The organism is Kitasatospora sp. NBC_00070, assembly GCF_045041205.1.
Taxonomy (GTDB): Bacteria; Actinomycetota; Actinomycetes; order Streptomycetales; family Streptomycetaceae; genus Kitasatospora.
Map to the genome: position 1 here is coordinate 2592698 of NZ_CP108247.1, position 26085 is coordinate 2618782.

At 72.3% G+C, this 26085-nt stretch carries 20 protein-coding genes and 1 other RNA gene; 2 read left to right on the forward strand and 19 right to left on the reverse strand.

Features of this window, described 5'->3' with window-relative positions; all coding sequences use genetic code 11:
• Positions 1-73 precede the first annotated feature (73 nt).
• The 6 genes from OHV05_RS11945 to OHV05_RS11970 all read right to left on the reverse strand — a co-directional run bounded on the left by OHV05_RS11945 (position 74) and on the right by OHV05_RS11970 (position 7198).
• Positions 74-2404 carry a xanthine dehydrogenase family protein molybdopterin-binding subunit gene (locus tag OHV05_RS11945; protein ID WP_405017653.1) on the reverse strand — a complete coding sequence of 777 codons (2331 nt, stop codon included), beginning with the start codon at positions 2402-2404 and terminating at the stop codon, positions 74-76.
• A complete protein-coding gene (locus tag OHV05_RS11950; RefSeq protein ID WP_405017654.1) occupies positions 2401-3420 on the reverse strand; it encodes a (2Fe-2S)-binding protein in 1020 nt (339 codons plus the stop codon). The genes OHV05_RS11945 and OHV05_RS11950 overlap by 4 nt, the downstream gene beginning before the upstream one ends.
• Positions 3417-4283, reverse strand: a complete 867-nt coding sequence (locus OHV05_RS11955) for an FAD binding domain-containing protein (protein ID WP_405021442.1) — start codon at positions 4281-4283, stop codon at positions 3417-3419. Before OHV05_RS11955 ends, OHV05_RS11950 begins: the two co-directional genes overlap by 4 nt.
• 342 nt (positions 4284-4625) lie before the next feature.
• Positions 4626-6242: a beta-N-acetylhexosaminidase gene (locus OHV05_RS11960; RefSeq protein WP_405017655.1), complete on the reverse strand. Its 1617-nt coding sequence runs from the start codon at positions 6240-6242 to the stop codon at positions 4626-4628.
• Between the two features lie 51 nt (positions 6243-6293).
• Complete coding sequence (locus OHV05_RS11965) at positions 6294-6575, reverse strand: DUF3039 domain-containing protein (RefSeq protein WP_403043345.1); 282 nt, start codon at positions 6573-6575, stop codon at positions 6294-6296.
• A gap of 44 nt (positions 6576-6619) precedes the next feature.
• Positions 6620-7198 carry a YqgE/AlgH family protein gene (locus tag OHV05_RS11970; RefSeq protein ID WP_405017656.1) on the reverse strand — a complete coding sequence of 193 codons (579 nt, stop codon included), beginning with the start codon at positions 7196-7198 and terminating at the stop codon, positions 6620-6622.
• A 263-nt stretch (positions 7199-7461) separates the two neighbouring features.
• Between OHV05_RS11970 and murA the strand changes: the two genes are divergently transcribed.
• Positions 7462-8802, forward strand: coding sequence for a UDP-N-acetylglucosamine 1-carboxyvinyltransferase (gene murA, locus OHV05_RS11975; RefSeq protein WP_405017657.1), 1341 nt, complete (start codon positions 7462-7464; stop codon positions 8800-8802).
• Between the two features lie 72 nt (positions 8803-8874).
• Here the strand turns inward: murA and OHV05_RS11980 are convergent, their stop codons facing one another.
• The 10 genes from OHV05_RS11980 to ftsE all read right to left on the reverse strand — a co-directional run bounded on the left by OHV05_RS11980 (position 8875) and on the right by ftsE (position 20790).
• Entirely contained in the window at positions 8875-9156 is a 282-nt protein-coding gene (locus OHV05_RS11980; RefSeq protein ID WP_057237508.1) for an HU family DNA-binding protein, read from the reverse strand.
• A gap of 513 nt (positions 9157-9669) precedes the next feature.
• Positions 9670-11145 (reverse strand): NAD-dependent malic enzyme, encoded by a 1476-nt coding sequence (locus tag OHV05_RS11985; protein ID WP_403043340.1) that lies wholly within the window; start codon positions 11143-11145, stop codon positions 9670-9672.
• A 308-nt stretch (positions 11146-11453) separates the two neighbouring features.
• Positions 11454-13736: a HelD family protein gene (locus OHV05_RS11990; protein ID WP_405017658.1), complete on the reverse strand. Its 2283-nt coding sequence runs from the start codon at positions 13734-13736 to the stop codon at positions 11454-11456.
• A 331-nt stretch (positions 13737-14067) separates the two neighbouring features.
• Positions 14068-15243, reverse strand: coding sequence for a uroporphyrinogen-III synthase (locus OHV05_RS11995; protein WP_405017659.1), 1176 nt, complete (start codon positions 15241-15243; stop codon positions 14068-14070).
• Positions 15244-15409: 166 nt separating this feature from the next.
• Positions 15410-16789 carry a nitrate/nitrite transporter gene (locus OHV05_RS12000; RefSeq protein WP_405017660.1) on the reverse strand — a complete coding sequence of 460 codons (1380 nt, stop codon included), beginning with the start codon at positions 16787-16789 and terminating at the stop codon, positions 15410-15412.
• A gap of 189 nt (positions 16790-16978) precedes the next feature.
• Positions 16979-17355: a transfer-messenger RNA gene (gene ssrA / locus OHV05_RS12005) on the reverse strand.
• 90 nt (positions 17356-17445) lie between these two features.
• Positions 17446-17925, reverse strand: coding sequence for an SsrA-binding protein SmpB (gene smpB, locus OHV05_RS12010; RefSeq protein ID WP_405017661.1), 480 nt, complete (start codon positions 17923-17925; stop codon positions 17446-17448).
• Between the two features lie 70 nt (positions 17926-17995).
• A complete protein-coding gene (locus OHV05_RS12015) occupies positions 17996-19099 on the reverse strand; it encodes a S41 family peptidase (RefSeq protein WP_405017662.1) in 1104 nt (367 codons plus the stop codon).
• 35 nt (positions 19100-19134) lie between these two features.
• Complete coding sequence (gene ftsX, locus OHV05_RS12020; protein WP_405017663.1) at positions 19135-20040, reverse strand: permease-like cell division protein FtsX; 906 nt, start codon at positions 20038-20040, stop codon at positions 19135-19137.
• A gap of 60 nt (positions 20041-20100) precedes the next feature.
• Positions 20101-20790 (reverse strand): cell division ATP-binding protein FtsE, encoded by a 690-nt coding sequence (gene ftsE, locus OHV05_RS12025; RefSeq protein WP_184919059.1) that lies wholly within the window; start codon positions 20788-20790, stop codon positions 20101-20103.
• Between the two features lie 441 nt (positions 20791-21231).
• On the opposite strand from ftsE, the gene OHV05_RS12030 reads away from it, so the two are divergent.
• Positions 21232-21426, forward strand: coding sequence for a hypothetical protein (locus OHV05_RS12030; protein ID WP_057237482.1), 195 nt, complete (start codon positions 21232-21234; stop codon positions 21424-21426).
• A 76-nt stretch (positions 21427-21502) separates the two neighbouring features.
• Here OHV05_RS12030 and prfB read toward each other — a convergent pair whose 3' ends face one another.
• The 3 genes from prfB to OHV05_RS12045 all read right to left on the reverse strand — a co-directional run bounded on the left by prfB (position 21503) and on the right by OHV05_RS12045 (position 25891).
• Positions 21503-22612, reverse strand: coding sequence for a peptide chain release factor 2 (prfB, locus tag OHV05_RS12035; protein ID WP_405017664.1), 1110 nt, complete (start codon positions 22610-22612; stop codon positions 21503-21505).
• Positions 22613-22621: 9 nt separating this feature from the next.
• Complete coding sequence (locus OHV05_RS12040) at positions 22622-23911, reverse strand: serine/threonine-protein kinase (protein ID WP_405017665.1); 1290 nt, start codon at positions 23909-23911, stop codon at positions 22622-22624.
• Positions 23912-24073: 162 nt separating this feature from the next.
• Positions 24074-25891 carry a serine/threonine-protein kinase gene (locus tag OHV05_RS12045; protein WP_405017666.1) on the reverse strand — a complete coding sequence of 606 codons (1818 nt, stop codon included), beginning with the start codon at positions 25889-25891 and terminating at the stop codon, positions 24074-24076.
• Between the last annotated feature and the right edge of the window lie 194 nt (positions 25892-26085).

Sequence of the window (26085 nt, forward strand, 5' to 3'; positions counted from 1 at the left end):
GGACCCCCGCCCGTTCCCCGCCCGAAGATCAGCTGTACCGGGGAACACCCTAACCGCGTGGTCCGACGGCCCCTCAGCCGACCGTCGCGTCCTCGGGCAGGATCGGCAGCCGGCCGACCGGCAGGCCGGTGGCGGCGCGGACGGCGGCGGCCACGGCGGCCGGGGCGACCACGGCGGGGACGGCGCTGACCGCCTTGGCGCCGAAGGTGGCGACCACGTCGCGGTCCTCGATCAGGGCGGCGATCCGGACCTCGGGGGTGTCCAGGGCGGTGGGCAGGCGGTAGCCGGTGAGCGAGGGGTTGACCAGGCGGCCGCCCTCGGTGCGGAGGTCCTCGAGCAGGGCGATGCCCACGCCCTGGGCGACCGCGGCCTCGATCCGGTCCTCGATCTGACGGGGGTTCAGGGCCCGGCCGACGTCCTGGGCGACCGTCATCTCGACCACCCGGACGGCGCCGAGCTCGATGTCGACGTCCACCACGGCCCGCATCGCGCAGAACGCGATCGAGACGAAGGCGTCGCCCTGGCCGGCCTCGTCGAGCGGCTCGGTGGGGTGCGGCCGGCACTGGGCGGTGGCCCAGAGCTCCTTGCCCTCCAGCGCCTCGGTGACCGGCATGCCGAGCACGCCGTCGTACGAGGTGATCTTGCCGTCGGCGATCGAGAGCAGCTCGACGGACATCCCGAAGTTGGCCGCGATCGGCTGCAGCAGCTGGTGCCGGACCATCAGCGCGGCCCGCTCCACCGCCCCGCCGGAGACCCAGGTGTGCCGGCCCCGGGCGGAGGGACCGGCCGAGGACTGGTCGCTGTCGGCGGGGGCGATGTAGACCTCGGAGACGCCGAGCACGGACTGCACGATCTGCCGGGCCAGGGTCGCGAAGCCCTGCCCCGAGTCGACCGCCGGACAGATCACGGTGGCGTGGTCGCCGCTGACCCGGACGGTGGCGGTGGACACCTCGTCCTCGCCCTCCGCCCCGAGCATGTGCACCATGCCGACCGCGTAGCCGATCCCCCGGCGGACGGCGGCCGGGTCGCCGGCGCCGCCCGGGCCGCCGGGCAGCAGCCACTCGCTGTCCGGGTCGTCCAGCGGGAGCGGCGGCAGCGGTGCGGTGGCCACCGCGTCGAGCAGCGCGGCCACCGGGGCGGGGCAGGTGACGGCCTGTCCGGTCGGCATCGGGTCGCCGGTGGCGAGCGCGTTGCGGCGCCGGATCTCCAGCGGGTCGATGCCCAACTGTGCGGACAGCTGGTCGAGTTGGGACTCGTAGGCGAAACAGGTCTGCAGTGCGCCCTCGCCCCGCATCCGCCCGGCGGGCGGGTTGTTGGTGCGCACCGCCCAGGCGTCCACGAAGACGTTCGGGCAGACGTAGGGGCCGACCGAGAAGGCCGCGGCGGCGGCCAGCGCCTCGGCGGAGACCTCCGCGTAGGCCCCGCCGTCCAGCAGGATCTGCGCCTCCACCTTCACCAACTTGCCCTCGGCGTCGGCGTGGTGGCGGTAGCGCAGCAGGGCGGGGTGCCGGGAGGTGTGGCTCTGGAAGGACTCCTCCCGGGTAAGGGTCATCTTCACCGGGCGGCCGGTGCGCAGCGCGAGCAGCGCCAGGGTGACCTGGAACGAGCGGTCCTCGCGGTCGGCGGTCGCGCCGGGCACACCGGTGACCACCAGCCGGACCCGGTCCGGGTCGAGGCCGAGACCGGCCGCGGTGCGGTCCCGGTCGCCGTGCGGGTCGGTGGAGGAGAGGTGCAGCTCGACGCCGCCGTCGGGGCGCGGGACGGCCAGGCCGGCCTCGGCGCCGATCGGGGCCGGGTCCTGTCGGCCGACCTGGTACAGGCCCTCGACGATCACCTCGCCGACCGCCTCCGGGTCGCCGCTGCGCAGCGGCAGGTGCCGGAACAGGTTGCCGTCGGGGTGCAACGGCGGTGCGTTGAAGGACTGTTCGGGATCGGTGACGGCCTCCAGCGGCTCGTACTCGACCACGATCGAGGCAGCGGCCAGCCGGGCGGTGTCCGGGTGGTCGGCGGCCACCGCGGCGACCGGCTCGCCGTGGTGCCGGACCACGCCGGAGGCCAGCACCGGACGGTCCGCGCTCCCCCGGCCGTCCGGGGCGGCCTCGGGGTTGCCCTCCGGGACCGGCGGCAGGTCGGCGGCGGTGATCACGGCGTGCACGCCCGGCAGGGCCAGCGCGGCGGCGGTGTCGATCGAGACGATCCGGGCGGACGGGTGCGGCGAGCGCAGCACCGCGCCCCAGAGCAGCCCCTCGGCCCACAGGTCGGCGGCGTACGGGTAGATGCCGAGCGCCTTGGGCAGCGCGTCGGTCCGCGGGGCGGAGCTGCCCAGGCCGAACGGCTCGGCGCCGTCCGGCAGTTCGTCGGCCGACGGGGCGAGCGGGCCGGTGAGGTCGGTGGGCGAGCTCATGCGCGATCGTCCTCGGGGAGCCGGATGCCGTGGGGCGGGGTGTTGCCGTCGTACACCGTGCCGTCGTAGGCCGGAGCGTCGTAGACCGGTGGCGCGGCGTAGTCCGGCCCGTCGAAGGACGTGCCGTGCGCGGGGGTCGGGTAGTACGGGGTGCCGTGCGCGGGCGTGCCCACCGGGCCGTCCGCGGCTGTGCCGTGGGCCGGGGTGGCCTCGTGCCGGCCGGTCTCGTACGGGGCCTCGAAGCCCGGGTCGTACGGCGCCGGGTCGTAGTACGGGGTGCTGTAGTCCGGCTCGTAGACGCCGGTCTGGTGGGTGGTGGCGGCGTACTCGCGGGCGGCCGGCTGCGGCTCGGCCTCGACCCAGACCTCGGAGTCGGCGTACAGCGGGTGCTCCCCGGCCAGCGGCAGGTCGGCGGCGGACTGGGCGGGCAGCACCGGGACGGGCTGCGCGACCGGCGCGGCGGCCTCGGCCGACGGGTCGGCGGCGACCGGCTCGACGACGGGCTCCTCGACCACCCCGCGCGCCTCGGCGACGGTCTGCACGGCGGCCAGCACACCCTGGTAGCCGGTGCAGCGGCAGAGGTTGCCGCAGAGCGCCTGCCTGGTCTCCACCTCGCTGGGCCGGTGGTTGCGCTGGAGCAGGTCGTGGACGGCCATCGCCATCCCGGGGGTGCAGTAACCGCACTGCACGGCACCGGAGTCGGCGAGCGCCTGCTGCACGTCGCTGGCGGCGCCACCGGCGGACAGCCCCTCGACGGTGGCGATCTCGCTGTCCGAGGCGAGCGCCGCGGGCACCAGGCAGCCGGCCACCAACTGGCCGTCCACCTGCACCGAGCAGGCCCCGCACTCGCCCTGCTCGCAGCCGTCCTTGGCGCCGGCCAGACCGAGCCGCTCACGCAGCACGTAGAGCAGGCTCTCGCCGATCCACGCGTCACTGACCGGCCGTTCGAAGCCGTTGACCCGCAGGGTGTACGAGGCGGTCGGACGCACGTCGGCGCCCATGAGGTCGTCCGTCACTTCAGCGCCCTTCCCAGTGCCCGGCGGGCCAGCACGGCTACCGTACGCCGGAGCCTCGACGCGGCCGCGTGCGCCCCCCCGGGGCCGCTCTCGGTCATGCCGTCGGGCACGCAGGCGGCGGCCACGTACTCGCCGAACGCGGCGGCCGCGGCCGGGTCGATGGCGCTGGCGGCCTGGTCGCCGCGGGCGTCCCAGTCGATGCAGCCGGCCACCCAGGACTCGGCCTCCAGCGGGCGCAGCGGCACGGGGGCGACGGCGCCGACGGCGCACCGGACGGCCCGCCGGGCCGGGTCCAGCACCAGGGCGACCGAGGCGGTGGCCCGGGACGGACCGCTGCGGCCGGTGGCCTTCAGGAACACCTGCGGGGCGTGCAGCAGCGGGACCCGCACCCAGGTCAGCAGCTCGCCGGGGCGGACCGGGTCCAGGCCGGTGAGCAGGTGACTGACCGGCACCTCGCGGGTGCTGCCGGCCCTGGCCAGCGTGACGGTGGCCTCCAGGGCGGCCAGCACCGGCAGGGTGTCCCCGGCGGGTGCGGCGGTGGCGATGTTGCCGCCGAGTGTGCCGACGTTGCGGATCTGCGGCGGTCCGGCGGTCCGGGCGGCGTCGGCCAGCGCGGGGATCAGCGCGGCGAAGTCCGGGCGGTCCATCCGGGCGTGGGTGAGTCCGGCCCCCAGGACGGCGGTGCCGCCGTCCTCGTAGCGCCAGCCCCGCAGTTCGGTGATCCGGCCGAGGCCGATCAGCGCGGCCGGGCGGAGCCGGCCCGCGTTGACCGCCTCCATCAGGTCGGTGGCACCGGCCACCGGCACCGCGCCGGGAGTGGCGGCGAGCGCCTCGACAGCCTCGTCGAGCGAGGCCGGCAGCATGATCGTCCGGTTCACCAGGAATCCACCGTGCTCCACTTGCTCATCAACTGCCCGCCGTCTCCCGGCGGTGCGGCCTGGCCCGTAGGGTACGGGCGATCGGGGCGGGTTGGGCAACTCTGGCACACAAAGCTTGGTGATCATTTCCCGGGGGACGGACAGGCGGGGAGAATCCCGGACGAATCCAGGCAGCGAACGATCCGATCCGGTCGGACCGGATCGGATCTTCACCTGTTGTTGACGTACGGACCGGGTTAAGAGGTTCCGCCGACGGGGGGCTGGGTGAAGGAGCGGCGTCCGGGCCGAGTCCGGACGCCGCGACGCCGGCCCCCCGTCGGCGGAACCTCAGAGGTTCCCGGGGCCCTCCTTCGGGCGGCCGAGCACTCCGGGGCGGCGCTGCCAGGGCAGCGGTCCGTCGGCCGGGCGGTACTCGACCCCGAGGGCGTCCAGCCGGGCGTAGTGGGTGGTCATCCGGCGCTCGAAGTCCGCCCAGTCCCGGGCCGCCGGGTCGCGCGGCAGGTCGGACCAGGCCACCTCGGCGAACGCGGCCAGCCGGGGGAAGGTCCGGAAGTCGACGTCCCGGGCGTCGTCGGCGAACTCGGTCCACAGGTTGGCCTGGGTGCCGATCACCCGGGCGGCCGCAGCGCCGTCGTCGTCCAGCGCGCTGAGCTCCGGCGGGACCGGCTCGAACCGGTAGACGTCCTCCAGGCTGCGGACGAAGCCGACCGGGATCGGCTCGTCCTCGCCGGGCCCCTGCCGGTGGTCCAGGTAGACGTGCTGCTCGGGGCACATCACCACGTCGTGGCCCGCCTTGGCGGCCGCCACCCCACCCTCGTAGCCGCGCCAGGAGGAGACCGCCGCACCGGGCGCGAGCCCGCCCTCCAGGATCTCGTCCCAGCCGATCAGCCGGCGGCCCCGGTCGGCCAGCCAGCGGTCGAAGTGCCGGATGAACCAGCTCTGCAGCTCGTCCTCGTCGGCCAGCCCGAGCTCCTTGATCCGGGCCTGCACGGCCGGACTGGCCCGCCACTGGTCCTTGGGGCACTCGTCGCCGCCCAGGTGGACGAACTCCGACGGGAAGATCGCCAGCACCTCCTCCAGCACGCCCTCGTAGAACCGCAGGGTCTGCTCGGAGGGGTTCAGGATGTTCGCGCTGACCCCCCAGTCGGTCCACACCGAGAGCTCCGCGGTGTCCACCACGTCGGTGTTGCCGAGCTCGGGGTAGGCAGAGATGGCGGCCTGCGAGTGGCCCGGCAGGTCGATCTCCGGCACCACCGTGATGTGCCGGGCGTCCGCGTACGCGACGATCTCGCGCAGGTCGTCCTGGGTGTAGAAGCCGCCGTGCGGCCGCTCGTCGTGCCGCTGGGCGTCCCGGAAGCCGACCATCGAGCGGTCCCGCCAGGAGGCCACCTCGGTGAGCCGGGGGTAGCGCTCGATCTCGATCCGCCAGCCCTGGTCGTCCGTCAGGTGCAGGTGCAGCACGTTGAGCTTGTGCGCGGCGATCAGGTCCAGGAAGCGCAGCACGTCCGCCTTGGGCAGGAAGTGCCGGGAGACGTCCAGCAGCGCCCCGCGCCAGCCGAACCGGGGTGCGTCCGCGATCTCGACGTACGGCAGCGCCCAGCCGGTGCGGCGCACCGGAGCACGGCGGTAGGCGTCCGGGCCGAGCAGCTGACGGAGCGTCTGGGCGGCGCGGAAGGCGCCGGCCGGGGCCCCCGCGGCCAGCCGGGCGCCGTCGGCGCCGACCGAGAGCCGGTACTCCTCCGGGGCCAGCGACCCGTCGAGCCGCAGCTCGATCCCGCCCGGGCCGGGTCGCAGCGGCAGACCGGTGGCGGCACCGAGCGCGGCGCGGAGCCAGAACTCGACGCCCTCAAGACCGGGTTCGGCGGTCAGCGGGGTACCGGCGTCCAGCGCGAACTCGCCGGTCTCGGGACGGGTGACACTCAGCGGGGCCGGGATGAGATCCATGAACTCATCCTGCCCCGCCCGACCACGATTGGCATAGACCAATAGGCAGGATTACTGCTTGTTGTCGCCGTCGCCGTCCTGCGGCTTGCCGATGCCGTCGAAGATCTCCTTGCACATCGGGCAGACCGGGTACTTCTTCGGGTCGCGCCCGGGGACCCAGACCTTGCCGCAGAGCGCGACCACCGGGGAGCCGGAGAGCGCGCTCTCCATGATCTTGTCCTTCTGGACATAGTGCGCGAAGCGCTCGTGGTCGCCGTCGCCGTTGGACACCTGGGGGACGGGCTCGACCAGGGTGCCGGTACCGAGACCGCGCTCGGGCTCAAGAGTGCTCATGGGGGCCAAGTCTATGGGGCCCGGGGCCGCTGCGGGAGCCCGTGTCAGTTCAGTGTCGGGTCGTCCGGGTACGTCGCGAGCACCGCGAGCGGGCCGCGCTGGCGGCGCAGCACCGCGCGCCAGAGCCGTTCCGGCTCCGGACAGAAAATGTCGCCTGGCTCACAGTCCACCAGGTACCAGGCACCCTCGGCGAGCTCCGCCTCCAGCTGCCCGGGCGACCAGCCCGCGTACCCGGCGAAGACCCGCAGCCCGCCCAGTTCGCCGGCCAGCAGCTCGGGCGGGGCCTCCAGGTCGACCAGCCCGATCGCGCCGTGCAGCCGGCGCCAGCCGAGCGGCTCGGCCTGCCCGGGCTCGCCGGGGACCACGGCCACCGCGAGCGCCGAGTCCAGGCCGACCGGGCCGCCCTGGAAGAGCACCGAGGGGCGGCCCGCCAGCGCTGACCAGCCGTCCAGCACCGCCGCCACCTCGATCGGGGTGGGGTGGTTGAGCACCACGCCGAGCGCGCCCTGCTCGTCGTGGTCCAGCAGCAGCACCACGGAGCGGGCGAAGTTCGGGTCGGTCAGCATCGGCGTGGCGACCAGGAGTCGGCCGGTGTGCGAGGAGGCCGGGGTCATACCCCACATGATCCCGCAGTCCGGCCCGGCAGGAGTACCCAACACGAAAGCGGGCAGACGGCTCCTCGCCACCCGAACGGCCGTACCGGCCCGCCGTGTCGGCTCCCGGCGGAGCATGATCACCAATAGGGCGCAAGGGAACCAATCGTCCTCCCCTTACCATCTATAGGTGGTGGAAGGGCCTTCTACTCCGGTGGAAGATCCTTCCACTTGCGTCTGCCCTGCTCCGCAGCCGACTCACCCCCCATTTGGCATCCCGGATTGCGAGAACGATGACCGACGACGTCCTGCTGGTCCACGGCGGAAACCCGCTCGAAGGCGAGATCCGGGTCCGTGGTGCGAAGAACCTGGTCCCCAAGGCCATGGTCGCCGCCCTGCTCGGCACGGGCCCCAGCAGACTGCGCAACGTCCCGGACATCCGCGACGTCAAGGTGGTCCGCGGGCTGCTGCAGCTGCACGGCGTGACGGTGCGCGCCGGTGACGAGGAGGGCGAGCTGATCCTCGACCCCTCGCACGTGGAGAGCGCCAACGTCGCCGACATCGACGCGCACGCGGGCTCCTCGCGGATCCCGATCCTGTTCTGCGGCCCGCTGCTGCACCGCCTCGGCCACGCCTTCATCCCGGGCCTGGGCGGCTGCGACATCGGCGGCCGGCCGGTGGACTTCCACTTCGAGGTGCTCCGCCAGTTCGGCGCCACCATCGAGAAGCACCCGCAGGGCACCTACCTGGTGGCGGCCCAGCGACTGCAGGGCACCAAGATCGAGCTGCCCTACCCCTCGGTCGGCGCGACCGAGCAGGTGCTGCTCACCGCGGTGCTCGCGGAGGGCGTCACCGAGCTGCGGAACGCGGCCGTCGAGCCGGAGATCGTCGACCTGATCTGCGTGCTGCAGAAGATGGGCGCGATCATCTCGCTGGGCACCGACCGGACCATCCTGATCACCGGCGTGGACGAGCTCTCCGGCTACAACCACCGCGCCCTGCCGGACCGCCTCGAGGCGGCCTCCTGGGCCTGCGCGGCGCTGGCCACCAAGGGCGACATCTACGTCCGGGGCGCCGACCAGATCCCGATGATGACCTTCCTGAACACCTTCCGGAAGGTCGGCGGCGCCTTCGAGATCGACGACGAGGGCATCCGGTTCTGGCACCCGGGCGGCGAGCTCAAGGCGATCGCCCTGGAGACCGACGTGCACCCGGGCTTCCAGACCGACTGGCAGCAGCCGCTGGTGGTCGCGCTGACCCAGGCCGACGGCCTCTCGATCGTGCACGAGACGGTGTACGAGTCCCGGCTCGGCTTCACCGGCGCGCTGAACCAGATGGGCGCGCACATCCAGCTCTACAGCGAGTGCCTGGGCGGCACCCCCTGCCGCTTCGGCGCCCGGAACTTCCAGCACTCCGCGGTGGTCTCCGGCCCGTCCAAGCTGATCGGCGGCGAGCTGGTCATCCCCGACCTGCGCGGCGGCTTCTCGTACCTGATCGCGGCGCTGGCGGCCGAGGGCACCTCGACCGTGCACGGCATCGACCTGATCAACCGGGGCTACGAGAACTTCATGGCGAAGCTCCGGGACCTCGGCGCCCAGGTGGAGCTGCCCAGCGAGGAGCTCCAGCCCGCCTGATCCGCACGCACGAACGACCGTGGCCGGTCTCCCCGAGGGGAGACCGGCCACGGTCGTTTCAGCTGCTTCGGGTCACTTGCCCTTGGCGGCTTCCTTCAGCTTCGAACCGGCGCTGACCTTGGCGCTGAAGCCGGCCGGGATCTGGATCGGGTCGCCGGTCTGCGGGTTACGGGCCGTACGAGCGGCACGGTGGGTGCGCTCGAAGGTCAGGAAGCCGGGGATGGTGACCTTCTCGTCGCCCTTGGCGACGACCTCGCCGACAACCTCGGCGAAGGCGGCCAGAACAGCGTCGGCGTCCTTGCGGGTCACCTCGGCGCGCTCCGACAGAGCGGCCACCAGCTCACTGCGGTTCATGTGTACTCCTGTGGTCTGTTCGCGTTGCGGTGTGCGGGGGCCCATCGGTCGATCCCTCCCGGGCCCCCACGTTCTGGAGGTGGCCGGACGGGCCGCTGGTCCGCACACTGTGCTCATTCAGGCGAGGGTTGGTCAGGGGTCGGGCTTGCACCCCGAAGCGCCTCAAACCGCACGTCCTGGGTACGAATCCTGCCCCGACCGGCACTGAGAAAGCCAATCGGACCCCGGCGCGGTTGACCCGAACAGTGCCCGCCCACCGGAGTTGTGACGCTCCGTCGGCTCCGGCGGACCGGATCGGGCGACGGTCCGGAGGACACGCCGGGAGCCCAGGGGGACGTTCCGTACTTGTCGGACACGCCTGCCCCGTGCAGGGCTACCGTACGCCCTGGCACCGACAAGCCCAAACACGCCCCTTCCCCTTGTGTCGCAAGGGTTCGGGGCGTGTGGGGATGGGTAGGGCCGCCGACCGGGCATTTGCCCGAGCCCGCGGGTGCTCCCGGGCAGCCGTGCGACCTAGAGCCGAACGGCCGGAAAAGCCGCGGTGTCGAGCGTGCCGACGATCCCGTGGGTGGGCTTCGACGGGGCGGGCTCCGCGCCGCCACGGGCCGCCAGGGCGGCCTCCCGGACGGCTGCGGCCACCGTCTTGGCCACGTCGGGGTGGAAGACGCTCGGGATGATGTAGTTGGCGTTCAGCTGGTCGTCGGCGACCGTGGTGGCCAGCGCCCGGGCGGCGGCGATCATCATCTCGGTGTTGACGGTGTGGCTCTGCGCGTCCAGCAGGCCGCGGAACACGCCGGGGAAGACCAGCACGTTGTTGATCTGGTTCGGGAAGTCGCTGCGGCCGGTGGCCACCACCGCGGCGGTCTGCCGGGCCACCGCCGGGTCGACCTCCGGGTCCGGGTTGGCCAGCGCGAAGACGATCGAGTTCTCGGCCATGGTGGCCAGGTCGTCCCCGTCCAGCACGTTCGGGGCCGAGACGCCGATGAAGACGTCGGCGCCCGCCACGGCCTCCTTGAGGGTGCCGGTGCGGCCCGAGCGGTTGGTGTGCTCGGCGATCCAGCGCAGCGAGTCGTTCAGGTCCTCCCGGCCGCTGTGCACCACGCCGCTGACGTCGGCCACGGTGGCGTGCTCGACGCCGGCCGCCAGCAGCAGCTTGAGGATCGCGGTACCGGCCGCGCCGGCGCCCGACATCACGATCCGGATCTCGGAGATCTCCTTGCCGACCACCCGCAGCGCGTTGGTCAGCGCGGCCAGCACCACGATCGCGGTGCCGTGCTGGTCGTCGTGGAAGACCGGGATGTCCAGCGCCTCGCGCAGCCGGGCCTCGATCTCGAAGCAGCGCGGCGCGGAGATGTCCTCCAGGTTGATGCCCGCGAAGCCGGGGGCGATCGCCTTCACGATCGCGACGATCTCGTCGGCGTCCTGGGTGTCCAGGCAGATCGGCCAGGCGTCGATGTTGGCGAACCGCTTGAACAGCGCGGCCTTGCCCTCCATCACCGGCAGCGCGGCCATCGGGCCGATGTTGCCCAGGCCCAGCACGGCCGAGCCGTCGGTGACCACCGCGACGCTGTTGCGCTTGATGGTCAGCCGCCGGGCGTCCTCGGGGTTCTCGGCGATCGCCATGCAGACCCGGGCCACGCCGGGGGTGTAGATCATCGAGAGGTCGTCACGGTTGCGGATCGGCAGCTTGGAGGACATCTCGATCTTGCCGCCGAGGTGCATCAGGAAGGTCCGGTCCGAGACCCGGCCGATCGCCACCCCGTCGATCGCCCGCAGCTTCTCGACGATCTCCTCGCCGTGCGCCACCGAGGAGGCCGCCACCGTCACGTCGATCCGGAGCGCCTCCAGGCCCGAGGCGGTGACGTCGAGACCGGTGACCGAACCGCCGGAGGACTCGACCGCCGTGGTGATCGAGCTCACCGCGTTTCCGGTGGCCGGGACCTCCAGCCGCACCGTGATCGAGTTCGAGACACTGGGCACCGTCGCCATCGACGTCCTTCTTCCTGGATCAACACTTTGTTGAAAATCTCATGCCTTGGGCATGCTAGACCTCGATCGTCGCACCAACCAAGGGCCTGCCAGAAATAACGTTCATTGAGTGTCCGGACTCGACAAGGCTTCTTGCCCTCCACGGACGATGCGTTACATTGGACAAGACACCGGCTCGATCCAAGCCCCCGGGCCCAACCTTCGTCGCTACGAGCGACCACTTGCCGCGAGGCGAGCATGGCGGGTCGGTGTCACTAACGTCGGAAGGCCCCTCACCAGTGGTGAGGGGCCTTCGCCGTGTCGCACCGTCAGCGCAGCAGCGCCGGCACCCCGTCCGCGTCCGGCAGGTCGTCCGGGCCCGAGAGCACGGTCAGCCGCTGGGTCGCCCGGGTCAGCGCGACGTACAGCACCCGCAGCCCCGCCTCCGACTCCCCCGCGATGCCGACCGGGTCGGCCACCACCGTGGCGTCGTACTCCAGGCCCTTGGCCTCCAGGCTGCCGAGCGCCACCGCGCGCTCGCCGAGACCCTCGATCCAGCCGGCCGCCTCGGCCCGGCGGTCCATCGGGACCACCACCGCGACGGTGCCGTCCACCTCGGCCAGCAGCCGGGTCAGCTCGGCCCGGGCGGCGGCCGCGAAGACCGCCGGGTCGGCCGAGGCCGCCGCCGCGAAGCGCGGCGCGAGGCCGGTCGAGCGGACCGCCGTCGGCGAGGGGGTGCCGGGCGCGGCCAGCGCCAGCACCTTGGCCGCCACGTCGGCGATCTCGGACGGGTTGCGGTAGTTCACGGTCAGCGTGTGCCGACGGCGCGGCTTGCCCGCCAGCACCTCGTCCATCGCCGCCTGCGCCTCCTGCGGGAACGGCCAGGAGGACTGCGCCGGGTCGCCGACGATGGTCCAGGTCGCCATCCGGGAGCGCCGGCCGATCATCCGCCACTGCATCGGGGTGAGGTCCTGCGCCTCGTCCACGATCACGTGCGCGTACTCGACCCGCTCGACCGGCACCCGGTCGCGCTGCCTGGCCGACCGGTCCGCGTACGTGGTGACCTCCTCCAGGCCGGTCAGCAGGTCGACCGCGTCGACCTCGCGGACCACCCGCCTGGCCGCCTCGCCGAGCAGCAGCTGCAGCTCGTCCACCAGCGCCACGTCGTGCGCCGAGAGCGGGCCCTCACCACGGTCGGTGAGCTCGTGCCAGGAGGCGGCCAGCAGGCGCGCCTCGTCCGGCGTGACGGCCCGGCGGGCGATCCGGTTGGTGTGCCGGGTCTGCTTGAGGGTGGCCAGCACCCGACGGGGGGTCAGGGACGGCCACCAGGCGTCCAGGAAGTCCAGGAAGACCGCCTCGTCGGAGACGTACTCGTCGAACGACTCCTTCTCTTCCTGGCGCTGCTCCCTGGCGTAGTGGTCGGACGGACGCGGCTGGTGCCTGATCGCCTCCTGCCAGAGCGCGTCCAGCAACAGCCTGCGGGCCCGCGGACGGAGCAGGTTCAGCGGCGTGCCGCCGCTGCCGATCACGTTGCCGCGCACCGCCCGGAGCTTGTCGGCGTCCAGCCGGAGCGCCTCGCCCCGGGCGAACACCTTCAGCTCGGTCGGCGCGCCCAGCTCCAGCGCGGCCTTGGCCGCCCGGCGCATCAGCGTCACCATCCGGGCCGAGCCCTTCACGTGCGCGGCCTCCGGGGTGTCGTACCGGCCCGCCTCGATGCCGTCCACCAGGCTGCCGACGGCCCGGATCGCGACCTGGCCCTCCTCGCCCAGCGAGGGCAGCACGCCCTCGGTGTACGAGACCAGCAGCGCGGTCGGGCTGACCACCAGGATGCCGCCCGCGTACCGGCGGCGGTCCTGGTAGAGCAGGAAGGCGGCCCGGTGCAGCGCGACCGCGGTCTTCCCGGTGCCGGGGCCGCCGGTCACCAGGGTGGCGCCCGGCGCGGGGGCCCGGATCACCTCGTCCTGCTCGCGCTGGATCGAGGAGACGATGTCGCGCATCGAGTGGCTGCGGGCCCGGCCGAGCGAGGCCATCAGCGCACCGTCGCCGACCACCGCGAGCTCCTGGCCGGCCAGGGTCGGGGTCAGGTCGGGGCGCAGCAGGTCGTCCTCGACCCCGAGCACCTTGCGCCCCTTCGACCGGATCACCCGTCGCCGGATCACCCGGCCGGGCTCCAGCGGTGTGGACCGGTAGAACGGCGCGGCGGCCGGTGCCCGCCAGTCGATCACCAGCGGCCCGAACTCGGCGTCGAGCACGCCGAGCCGCCCGATGTGCAGCGTCTCCGCCACCGCCGGGTCGGCCGGATCGAGCGGGGTCTGCGACGGGATGCCGTGCTCCTCCGGCGCATCGGCCTCCTGGAGGTCGATCCGGCCGAACAGGAAGTCCTCGAACTCCGCGTTCAACCGGTGCAGGTGCGCGCCCGCGCGGTACACCTGGGCGTCCCGCTCGGCGAGCGCGCCGGGCGTACCGACCTGTACGCGCTTGGCGGCGTCCTCCAGGATGTACTCGGCCTCGGCGAGCTTCTCCTCCAGCCGGTGGTACACCGTGTCGAGATGGCGCTGTTCGCCCGCGATCTCGCGGGCGCGGATGGTGTCTGAGTCAGAGCTGCTGTGCATGGCCTCGGGGGGTGCGGCGAAGGACCTCGGAAAAGAGACGGACGGATGATCCTACGCCCGAAGACCCCCGAAGAACCACCGCCTACGATGACGTGCGGCTCCGCCGCGCGGGCGACGCCGACCTTTTGGCGCTCGGTGCACCACCAAGGGGCTCGGGGAACTGCGACGCCGACCTCGTACAAGGCCGGCGTTGCGTAGGTGGTCAGGGACTTTCGCAGTGACCCGAGCGCCAGACCTCCTCGCAGTTCCCCGAGCCCCTGACCGTAGATGCCCGGGCGCCTGCCTACAGCGCAGCCCCTGAGCGCCTGCCAAGAGCGCGGCCCCGGGCCGGTCAGGCCGTGCCGTACTTCTCGCCCGGGTCGGCGACCGGGTCGAGGGCCAGTCGGTACCCCCGTTTGACCACGGTGGCCACCAGTCCGGGGGCACCCAGCGCGGACCGCAGCCGCGTCATCGCCGTCTCCACCGCATGCTCGTCGTTCCCGCTCCCCGGCAGCACCCGCAGCAGCTCGGCCCTCGGCACCACCCACCCCGGCCGCCGCGCCAGCGCCCGGAGCAGCGCCATCCCGGCCGGCGGAACCGGCCGCAACTCGCCGTCCACCAGCACCGCCTGGCCCCGCAGCTCGACCGCGCGCCCGGCCACCGAGAGCCGTCGCGCCCGCTCCGGCAGCTGTGCGGTGAGCATCTGGACCATCGCGCCGAGCCGCATCCGCTCCGGCCAGACCGTGGCGACGTCCAGTTCCTCCAGCGGGGCCGCCGTCACCGGGCCGACGCAGACCGGCAGGACGTCCCGGCGCAGCGCGTGCAGCAACTCGGCGGTCAGTCCGCGCTGTTCGGCCCGGTCGAGCAGGCTGATCGCGGCGGGGGCGCTGGTGAAGGTGACCGCGTCCAGGGCGCCCGCGCAGCAGGCGTCCAGCAGCCGGTCCAGCGGGGCCAGGTCGGCGGGCGGCAGCCAGCGGTAGACCGGGACCTCGACCACCTCGGCGCCGGCCGCCGTCAGCGAGTCGACGAAGTCCCGCAGCGGGGCGCCGTGCAGCTGGACCGCGATCCGGCGGCCGTCCACGCCCTGGTCCAGCAGCCGGGCCAGCACCTCGACCGAGGACTCCGACTCGGGCGACCACTCCTCGCGCAGCCCGGCGGCCCGGATCGCGCCCTTGGCCTTGGGGCCGCGCGCGAGCACCACGGCCTTGCCCAGCCGGTCGATCAGGTCGTCGCCGAGGCCCCAGCCCTCGGCGGCCTCGATCCAGCCCCGGAAGCCGATGCCGGTGGTGGCCACCGCGATGTCCGGCGGGGCGGCGACCAACGCCCGGGTGGCGGCCAGCAGTTCGGTGTCGTCGGTGAGCGGCACGATCCGCAGGGCGGGGGCCCGCAGGACGGCGGCCCCCCGACGCTGGAGCAGTGCGGCGAGCTCCTCGGCCCGCCGGGCGGCGGTGATGCCGATGGTGAACCCGGCCAGTGGCGGCACCGGTTCGGCACGGTCGGTGGGGCGACTGCTCGTCAGATCGTCCATGGTTCTCGGTCCTTCGGTGGTGCGTCTTCCGGCTGCGGCGGGCCGGAAGGGGGGTGGACGGGAAATCCTGCCTCCCGGCGGTTCCACGGCGGGGTCGGTCCGATTTCCGGCTCGTTTCGCAGGTCGGACCGGCCGTCCAGGGGCTGGACGGCCGGTCGCGACCGGGTCAGGTTCGGACCAGCGCCGGGTCCGGCACGGTCTCACCTGCGCCGGCCCTCGGACGGCGCAGGTACACCGCCCAGGTGAGCGCGAAGCAGATCCCGTACGCCACCAGGAAGGAGGCGAAGGCCGGAGTGCCGGTCTTCGCCACCAGGAAGGACTGCCGGAACGCCAGGTTGATGAAGAGTCCGCCGAGCGCACCGACCGCGCCGATCACGCCGACCGCCGCGCCGGACATCCGGCGGGACCAGGCGGCCGCCTGCTCGACCGTGTCGCCGAGTTGGGCGATCCGGTCCTGCGCCTTGGCCTCGAAGATCACCGGGATCATCTTGTAGGTGGAGCCGTTGCCGAGACCGGCGAAGACGAACAGCGCGATGAAACCGGTCAGGAAGACCGGCAGCGACCTGATCGAGGAGGCGTAGGTGACCAGCACGGCGGCGGCGGCCATCGCGGCGAAGTTCCACAGCGTGATCCGGGCCCCGCCGAGCCGGTCCGCCAGCCGGCCGCCGACCGGTCGGATCAGCGAGCCCAGCAGCGGGCCGACGAAGGTCAGTTGGGCGGCCTGCAGCGGAGTGCGGCCGAACTGGTTCTGCAGCACCAGGCCGAAGGCGAAGCTGAAGCCGATGAAGGAGCCGAAGGTGCCGATGTAGAGCACGGACATCAGCCAGGTGTGCTTCTGCCGGACGATCTCGGCCAGCGCCCCGGTGTCGCTCCGCATCGGCGCCAGGTTGTCCATGAAGAGCGCCGCGCAGGTCGCCGCGATCACGATCAGCGGCAGGTAGATGCCCAGCACCAGCCTCGGGTGGGTGGCCCCGGCCCAGGTGATCACGCCGAGCGCGACCAGCTGGATCACCGGCACCCCGATGTTGCCGCCGCCCGCGTTCAGCCCGAGTGCCCAGCCCTTCCGGTGCTGCGGGAAGAAGGCGTTGATGTTGGTCATCGAGGACGCGAAGTTCCCGCCGCCGAGCCCGGTCAGCGCCGCCACGAGCATGAACGTGGTGTACGAGGTGCCGGGGTGCATCACACAGGCGGCCGCCAGGGTCGGCAGCAGGAGCAGCAGCGCCGAGACGATCGTCCAGTTCCGCCCGCCGAACCGGGCCACCGCGAAGGTGTACGGAATCCGGACGAACGCACCGACCAGCGTGGGCACCGCGACCAGGAAGAACTTGCCGGCCGGGTCCACGCCGTACTTCGGGCCCATGAAGAGGACCATCACCGACCAGAGGCTCCAGATCGAGAAGCCGATGTGCTCGGAGACGATCGAGAACAGCAGGTTCCGGTTGGCCACCTGCCGCCCGGTCCGCTCCCAGAAACCGGCGTCCTCCGGTCGCCAGTCCGCTATCCAGCGGCCACCCGCTCTGCCCTGCGCTGCCGTGTCGGTGCCCATCGCGCTCCCCTTGCCTGCCCGGTGCCCTGTACCAACTGACGTTAGGAGACGGTGATTTCGCCCTCGTTGTGGGCTGTGACACGCGAGGAACCGTCCTCTCACCCGACGGACCGTAGCGCTGTGAGGACGGGCCCGGGAAGCACGAAGGCCGCCCTCCGGTGTGGAGGGCGGCCTTCGATACACATGGGGTGGTGGAGATGCCGGGAATCGAACCCGGGTCCAGTGGAGTGGATTCAGGACTTCTCCGAGCGCAGTCCGCTGTGATTTTCTCGGCCCTGGCAGTCACGCGGACAAGCCGCCAACAGGCCCAGTCACTGTTTGATTTCCCCGCCGACCCCCGTGACCGGGGTGGAAGGTTGAGTTCCCTAAACTATGCCAGGGTCCGGGTCGGGAACTCCCCGGTCTGACACCCGTTCACTTTCGCTTAGGCAGCGAGAGCGAACTGCTGGGCATCGCGCTTAGAGTTGGCGATTATTGTTTTGCGGCAGATGGTTAACGAGATCATTGCCGCGTTCCTCGGCTCGCTTCTCCTGTTTCGACTTCCCCTGTCGAAACCGATCATCCCCATGTTTTGTTGAGAAACAGCTCCCGGCGGGCGGACCCTCCGGTTGGTGCTGCGCCCATACTACGCGCAGCGACCGGCCTGGCCAAGCAGATTAACCCTGCTGGCGGCGGCGGACCGCCGCGACCGCCCGGTCCGTCTCACGACGGTCCTGCTTCTCGCGCAGGGTCTGCCGCTTGTCGTGCAGCTTCTTGCCGACCGCGAGGGCCAGTTCGAGCTTCACCCGGCCGTCCTTGAAGTACAGCGAGAGCGGCACCAGGGTGTGGCCGGTCTCCTTGGTCTTCGCCTCGATCTTGTGGATCTCCATCCGGTGCAGCAGCAGCTTGCGCTTCCGCCGCGCCGAGTGGTTGGTCCAGGTCCCCTGGGTGTACTCGGGGATGAAGATGTTGTCGATCCACGCCTCGTGCCCCTGGACGTAGGCGTAGCCGTCCACCAGGTTGGCCCGTCCCTCGCGGAGCGACTTGACCTCGGTGCCGGTCAGCACCAGACCGCATTCGTACGTGTCGAGGATGGTGTACTCGTGTCGCGCCTTCTTGTTCTGCGCGATCAGCTTCTTTCCGGTTTCTTTAGCCATAGCGCCGATCATTCTCGCATCCCGGCGAGGCCCCCGGCAGCCCCTTTACCGCCGGTGCGTCCCGCCGGTACTACCGGCGGCCGAGGCCGGAGAGCACGGTGCCGGCCAGCCGGACGGTGTCGGCGGGGGTGGCGCCGGGCGGGCGCGGGACGTCCGGGGTCAGGCCGGTGCCGTCCGGGGAGCGGCCGGCCGGGGTGAAGTAGCGACCCACCGTCAGTTCGAGGACGGCGCCGTCGGCCAGTCGGCTGGGCTGCTGGACGGTGCCCTTGCCGAAGGTGCGGGAGCCGACCAGGACGGCGCGGCTGCGGTCCTGGAGCGCTCCGGCCAGCAGCTCGGCGGCGCTCATGGTGCCGCCGTCGACCAGCACCACCAGCGGGGTGGCGGTGTCACCGCCGGGCCCGGCGGTGAGCTCGCGCCGCTCGCCGTGCTCGAGGTAGGAGCCGACCGGGCCGCCGTCCAGGAAGAGCGCCGCGGTGGCGGCGGCCTCGTCGACGAGACCGCCGGAGTTGCCGCGCAGGTCGAGCAGCACCCCGCTCGCGCCCCGGGCGGCCGCCTTGACCTGCCCGGCCACCCCGGCGGTGAAGCCGTGCACCGCGATCCGGACCACCCCGGGTGCCGGGTGGTCCACCGTCACGTCACGGGCCACCAGTTCGGCCCGCCTCAGGGTGAGTTCGCGCTCCTCGCCACCGGTGCCGCGCAGCGCCAGTGCGACGGTCGAACCGGCCGCACCGCGCAGCCCGGCCACCACCTCGGTGACCGGCAGCCGGTCGGCCGGGGCGCCGTCGATCCGCAACAGCCGCTCCCCGACCACGATCCCGGCCTGCTCGGCCGGCCCGGCCGGGGTCACCTGGGCCACCGTGGTGACCCCGTCCGACGCCCGGCGGACCGACAGGCCGACGCCGTCGTACCGGCCCTGGGTGAGGTCGGTGTACGCCTCGGGGCTGTAGTACGCGGCCCACCGGTCGCCGCCCCCGGCCAGCAGTTGCTCGGCCTGCTGCCGGGAGAGGGCGGCCCCGGTCAGCGTCTGACCGTCCAGCACGTCCGAGGAGGTCGGGAGGGCCGACGCCGGGGGCTCGCTCCACGCACCGGTCATCGCACCACCGAGCAGCACGGCGCCGAACACCAGCGAGAGCATGGCCCCCTGGCGTACCCCACTGCGCAGTGTCACCGGCATGGCACCGGAGTCTAGGCGCCGTCCTCGACCCGACGTCAGACCTTCAGGTACTTCCGAAGGGTGAAGAACGCCGCGATCGCCGCCATCCCCATGCCGACCACGACCAGCAGCGGGATCACCGACAGCACCGAGGAGAGCCCGATGAAGTGGATGAACTCCACCTTCTTGGCCAGGAAGCCCTGCACGAAGAAGTGCCCGCCGACCAGCAGCCCGGAGGCCAGCGCGGCCCCGAGCAGCGCGGCGAACGCGGCCTCGGCGATGAACGGCATCTGGACGTAGAAGTTCGAGGCACCGACCAGGCGCATGATGCCGGTCTCACGCCGTCGGCTGAACGCGGACACCCGGACGGTGTTCACGATCAGCAGCAGCGCAACGAACAGCATCAACACCATGATCACGAACGCGGCCGTCTGTAGACCGTTCAACAGTCCGAACAGGTTCTCCAGGATCTTCTTCTGGTCCTGCACCGACTTGACGCCCGGCAGACCCGCGAAGGCGCTCTGCATCACGTCGTACTTGGTCGGGTCGACCAGCTTCACCCGCCAGGACTGCGGCATCGCCTCCGCGCCCACCGCGACGATCAGCGGGTTGTCCGGGTTGAGGTCCTTCCAGTGCTTGAACGCCTCCTGCGAGCTCTCGAAGGTGAAGTTCTGCACCAGCGGCATCTTCTCCAGCTTCGACTTCACGTCGGCGATCTGCTGGTCGGTGGCGGCACCCGCCGCACACTGGGCCGACTTGGAGTCGGCCTTGGTGCAGAAGTAGATGCTCACCTCGACCTTGTCGTACCAGAAGTCCTTCATCGAGTTGACCTGGTCACGCACCAGCAGGCTGGCTCCGGCCAGGGCGAGCGACAGCGCAACGCTGACCACGACCGCGATGGTCATGGTCAGGTTGCGACGGAGACCGACGCCGATCTCCGACAGAACGAACTGGGCGCGCATGGCTTTGTCTCACTCCAGGGTCATTGCGGGTGGGGCGGGCAGGCGGACGGGGCGTCGGGCTCAGTGCTGGTAGCCGTAGACGCCACGGGCCTGGTCGCGGACCAGCAGCCCCTTGTCGAGCTCGATCACCCGCTTGCGCATCTGGTCGACGATGGCCTGGTCGTGAGTGGCCATCAGGACGGTGGTGCCGGTGCGGTTGATCCGGTCGAGCAGCTTCATGATGCCGACGGAGTTCTGCGGGTCGAGGTTTCCGGTCGGCTCGTCGGCGATCAGCAGCATCGGACGGTTCACGAAGGCGCGGGCGATCGCCACGCGCTGCTGCTCACCACCGGAGAGCTCGCCGGGCATCCGGTCCTCCTTGCCACCGAGGCCGACCAGGTCGAGCACCTCGGGGACGACCTTGTTGATGGCGCTCTTCGGCTTGCCGATCACCTCGAGGGCGAACGCGACGTTCTGCGCCACGGTCTTGTTCGGCAGCAACCGGAAGTCCTGGAAGACGGTGCCCAGCTGACGCCGCATGTGCGGCACCTTCCAGTTGGACAGCTTGCCGAGGTCCTTGCCCAGCACGTGCACCTCGCCGACGCTCGGCCGCTCCTCGCGCAGGCAGAGCCGGAGGAAGGTCGACTTGCCCGAGCCGGAGGACCCGACCAGGAAGACGAACTCACCCTTCTCGATCTCCAGCGAGACGTTGTCCAGGGCCGGACGGTTCTGCTTGGGATAGGTCTTGGAGACGTTGTCGAATCTGATCACGGCTGCATCACGGGGGCCATCCTAGGTGGAATGGCGACCGCTTCGGCCGAACTTCCGTGACCCGATCGTTACTTCGGGCCCCGGAGGGCTGGCCGGACGGCACCGTTCCTCGGTCGGTTCCGCTCCCGTGGCAGTCCGGGAGCGGCGGCAGAAGAGGCCGACTGCCGCTTCTCCGGTTTCGGACCATACGCGAAGGGCATCAGGGCTCGCAGGCCCGACCGGCCCGGCGGCCTGAGAATTGGTGGCGAATGTTCTGTTTTGCCCGGATAAATGCGAGCCATGTCACAGCCCGGCCCACGGTTGAGCGGCCGGCCCCCGCCACGCACGGGCCGGATCGACCGGAACCTGGCACAGTGGTAGCCAGAGAGCGGCCGTATGGGGCAGCCGAAGGAACCGGAAGCCCTCCCGGCGCGTTGCTGTAAGCAGCAAGGAGGAGATCGCATGACGTGCGACCATCTGGTGTGCGCCAACTGCAACGGCCGCGTGAGTGACGGCCGCTGCCCCGTCTGCCGCGCCAACCGGGCCCGGCTCGAGGGTGAGCAGGGTCCGTTCGCCGCACTGACGCCCGCCACGCTGCTGGCGTTGCTGGTCGGCCTGCTGGCCGTGGCACTGATCGCCCGACAGGCCCTGGCCTGACCGGACCGAAGAACGACGAGAGGGCCCCGGGACGTCGTCCCGGGGCCCTCTCTCCTGTCGATCGTGCCGAACCGCCTTACGCGGCGGCCTCGCGCTGCTTGCGCCAGCGGATACCCGCCTCGATGAAGCCGTCGATGTCCCCGTCCAGCACGGACTGCGGGTTGCCGACCTCGAACTCCGTCCGGAGGTCCTTGACCATCTGGTACGGGTGCAGGACGTAGGAGCGCATCTGGTTGCCCCAGGAGCTGCCGCTGTCCTTGAGCGCGTTCATCGCGGCCTTCTCCTCCTGCCGGCGCAGCTCGAGCAGCTTGGCCTGGAGGACGTTCATCGCCGAGGCCTTGTTCTGGATCTGCGAGCGCTCGTTCTGGCAGGACACCACCGTGCCGGTCGGCAGGTGGGTGATCCGGACCGCCGAGTCGGTGGTGTTGACGCCCTGGCCGCCGGGGCCGGAGGCACGGTACACGTCGATCCGCAGCTCGCCCTCGTCGATGTCGACGTGGTCGGACTGCTCGACCACGGGGAGCACCTCGACGCCCGCGAACGAGGTCTGCCGGCGGCCCTGGTTGTCGAACGGCGAGATCCGGACCAGGCGGTGGGTGCCCTGCTCGACCGAGAGCGTGCCGTACGCGTACGGCACCTTCACGGTGAAGGTCGCGGACTTGATGCCGGCCTCTTCGGCGTACGAGGTGTCGTAGACCTCGGTCGGGTACCCGTGCCGCTCGGCCCAGCGGAGGTACATCCGCATCAGCTGCTCGGCGAAGTCGGCGGCGTCCACGCCACCGGCCTCGGCCCGGATGTTGACCAGGGCCTCGCGGGAGTCGTACTCGCCGGAGAGCAGGGTGCGGACCTCGAGCTCCTCGACCGCCTTCTGCACCGAGGTGAGCTCGGCCAGTGCCTCGGTGAGGGCGTCCGCGTCGTCCTCGTCCGCCGCCAGCTCGAACAGGATGGAGAGGTCGTCCACCCGGCCGCGCAGGGTCCGCACCTTGCGCAGCTCGCCCTGGAGGAAGGACAGCCGGCTGGTGACCAGCTGCGCGTTGGCCAGGTCGTCCCACAGGTTGGGGGCGGCTGCCTCCTCCTCGAGGGCGGCGATGTCGGCCCGGATCTTGTCCAGGTCGAGGACGGCCTCGATGGACCCCATGGTCGTTTCGAGGGACTTGAGCTCTTCGGAAGGATCGACGGCTGCCACGCCACCAGCCTAATGGCTCCGGGCCACCGACCGTGCATGGGTATCCGCAGCCGGGTCGGTCGACCACGGAGCGGCGGCGCCGGACCGGGTGCCGGGGGAGGTCGCGGCGAAGGCCGAGTAGGCGGCCGCCGCCCCGGCCAGCAGCAGCACCACCGCGAGCAGCACCGCGTACAGCCGGCGGCGCCGGACCAGCGCCCGCCGCCCCTTCCGGTGGCCGCTCGCCGGGGCCGCCTCGCGGCGCTGGGCCTGCGACTCGGCCGCGTACGAGGCCAGCTCCTGGGCGGACGGGCGGCGCAGGCTGGTGTGGGTGTCCCGGGTGGAGTCGGGCGAGGGGGTCGGCACCAGCGGGACGGCCGGGCCCCGGCGGCGGCGGTGGGTGCCGGGGCCGGCGTCCACCTCGGCGTAGACCGCCTCGCCCGGGGTGAGCAGCTCCTCGGCCGGGGCCTTGCCCTGCGGCGGGACGTGCGCGGGCAGCCCGGTCAGGTACGGCAGCTGCCCGCGCAGCCGCTCGGCCAGCTCGGCGGCGCGCAGCCGGGAGGCCGGGGCCTTGGCCAGGCACTCGCCGATGATCCGGGACAGCCCCTCGGGGAGCCCGGCGATCGGCGGGACGGTCTCGGTGACGTGCCGCCGCAGCACCGCGCCGGTGTGGCCGCCGCCGAACGGGGTGAAGCCGGTCAGCAGCTCGTACAGCACGGTGGCCAGCGCGTAGATGTCGACGGCGGCGCGCGGCTCCAGCCCCTCGATGATCTCGGGGGCCAGGTAGTCGGGGGTGCCGATGATCCTGGTCGCCCTGGTCCGGCGCGGGGCGTCCACCAGGCGGGCGATGCCGAAGTCGGCGAGCTTGGCGCGCGGGGCGCCGCCGGGCCCGGCCGGGGCGGCCAGGTCGAGCATCACGTTCTCCGGCTTCACGTCCCGGTGGACGATCCCGGCGGCGTGCGCGGCGGCCAGGCCGTCGGCCACGTCGGCGATCACCGAGACGGCGGCCAGCGGGGTCAGCGGGCCGTCCCGGTCCAGCCGGGAGCGCAGGTCGGCGCCCTGCACCAGCTCCATCACCAGGGCCAGGTCGTCGCCGTCCACCACCATGTCGCGGACCCCGACCACCCGGGGGTGGTCCAGGCTCATCAGTGCGGTGCGCTCCTGGATGAACCGCCCCACGAGCACCTGATCGGACGCCAGGTCCTCACGCAGCAGCTTGACTGCCACCGGTCCGTCCGGGCCCTCGCCGAGCCAGACGGTCCCGGCGGACCCCCGCCCGATCACCTGGTGGACGGTGTACCGGCTGCCGATCTTGCGTGCCAATGCTGCTGCTCCGTAGGCGGCGGGAGCGCGCGGTGGTGCTGCGCACTCGGTAGGTCCGTGCTTCAGCCCACCAACCTACGCGCCCGACGGCCGTTCGGGGGACGCCGAACGGCCCTGTGAGCCCTCCGGGGACAGGAAAAATTCTGAAGTGTCGACAAATGCCTATTGCTGACTGCCGGTCAGATCGTTGAACCAGTCCCGGACTCCGCCGAACCAGTCCTGCGTGTTCTGCCACCAGACCGGCAGGTCGGTGAAGTTCCACAGCGCCACGGCGGCCACCGCCAGCACCACCAGGACCATCAGGCAGCCCTTGAGGCAGCCCAGGCCGGGGATGTACATCCGGTTCCGGCTACGTCGGCGCGGCTCCCGGCCGGGCTCCGGCTCTCGCTGCTGCGGGGTCGGCGGCTCCTGGCGGCGGGGCGGGGCGGGCTCGGGGCGGCGGGCAGGGGTCGGGGCCGGCGCGGGGGCCTGCTGGTACGGCTGCGGCGGCGGGGCCTGCTGGGGGTAGCCCTGCTGCTGGTACCCCTGCGGCGGCTGCTGCGCCTGGTACGGCGGCGGGGCCACCGGCGGGCGCGCGGCGTAGCCGCCGGGCGGCTGCGGGCGCTGCTGCTGGGGGCGTGGCGGCTGCTGCTGCCCCTGCTGCGGGCGGTAGGGCTGGTACGGCTGCGGCGGGGGCGCCTGCTGGTACCCCTGCGGCGGACGCTGCTGCTGCGGCCTGGCCTGGTACGGCTGCGGCGCGACCTGCGGGTCGCCGAAGTCGGCCGGGTCGAAGTAGCTGACCTCGGTCTGCTGGTTGCGGTCCCGGGCGGCCCGGAGCTGGGTCTGCCAGGGGTGCGGCTGCTCCGGTGCGGCGGGGCCGCCGGGCGGGGCGGCCGGCGGCACCGGCGGCAGCACCGACGTCCGGTCGGCGGCGCCCTGAGGGGTCATCAACTGGGTGGCGGCGGCCGCGTCGTACTGCCCCGAGGGCAGCACCTGGGTCGGGTCGGCGCCACCGAAGGCGGAGTCGGCGAACTGCGCGGAGACCGGCACCCCGGGCTCGGTCGGCGCGACGTACGCGGGCGTCGGCCGCGCGTCGGGCACCAGCAGGGCGGCCACCTCGAAGGCCGCCTCGGCCTGGTCCGGCGAGGCGTGCACCCCGACCCCGGCCGCGACCACCCGCAGCGCGCGGGCCAGCGCCACCGCGCCGGGCCGCTCGGCCGGGTCCTTGCGCAGGCAGCGCTCGACCACCGTCCAGAGCGGCTCGGGCATGGTGCGCGGGCGCTCCGGGTCCTGCTGGAGGTGCGCTTGGAGGATCGCGATCGGGCTGTCGCCCTGGAACGGCGCCCGGCCGGTGACCAGCTCGTACAGCATGATTCCGGCGCCGTAGACGTCCACCGCGGAGGTCTGCGGGCGGCCGTCGGCGGACTCGGGGGCGACGTACGCGGGGGTGCCGACGAACTCGTGGGTCCGGGTGATGCCCGGGGAGTCGGCCAGCCGGGCGATGCCGAAGTCGGTGAGCATCGGGTGCATCTGCTCGGCCCCGTCCACGGTGCTGCTGGCGAGCAGCACGTTGGCCGGCTTGAGGTCGCGGTGCACGATGCCGTCGGCGTGGCTGACCGCCAGCGCGTCGGCGATCTGGGCCATCAGCAGGGACCCGGCGATCGGACTGAACGGGCCGTTGCCGCGCAGGTAGTGGAACAGGTCGGGGCCGTCCACCAGGTCCATCACCAGGGCCAGCAGCTCGCCCTCGACCACCAGGTCGCGAACCCGGACGATGTTCGGGTGGGACAGCCGGAGCAGCACCGAGCGCTCGCGCAGGAAGCGCATCACCACGTCCGGGTCGGCGGCCAGTTCCTCGCGCAGTATCTTGATCGCCACCGGCCGCCCGGGCTCGATCCCGGGCACCACGACGTCCTCGCGCACCCGGGCCCGCCAGACGGTGCCGGTGGCCCCGCGCCCGAGGGCTTCCTCAAGCAGATACTTGCTGCCGACTGGCCGCACCTACGACTCCTCGCGCCGCCGTGTTTTCGGCAACTCTAACGGTGCCCGCTCAGGTTTCCGAGGCGCCCGGACCGCGTCCCGCGAGGGTCGGTCCCACCAGCGGCGGAGCCGAGGTTGACCTGACGGTTCGTCGGCTCCACCATGGCGATCATCGCAAGATCGTCAAATCCGGTGCCGGGCGCGCGGTGTCGGTC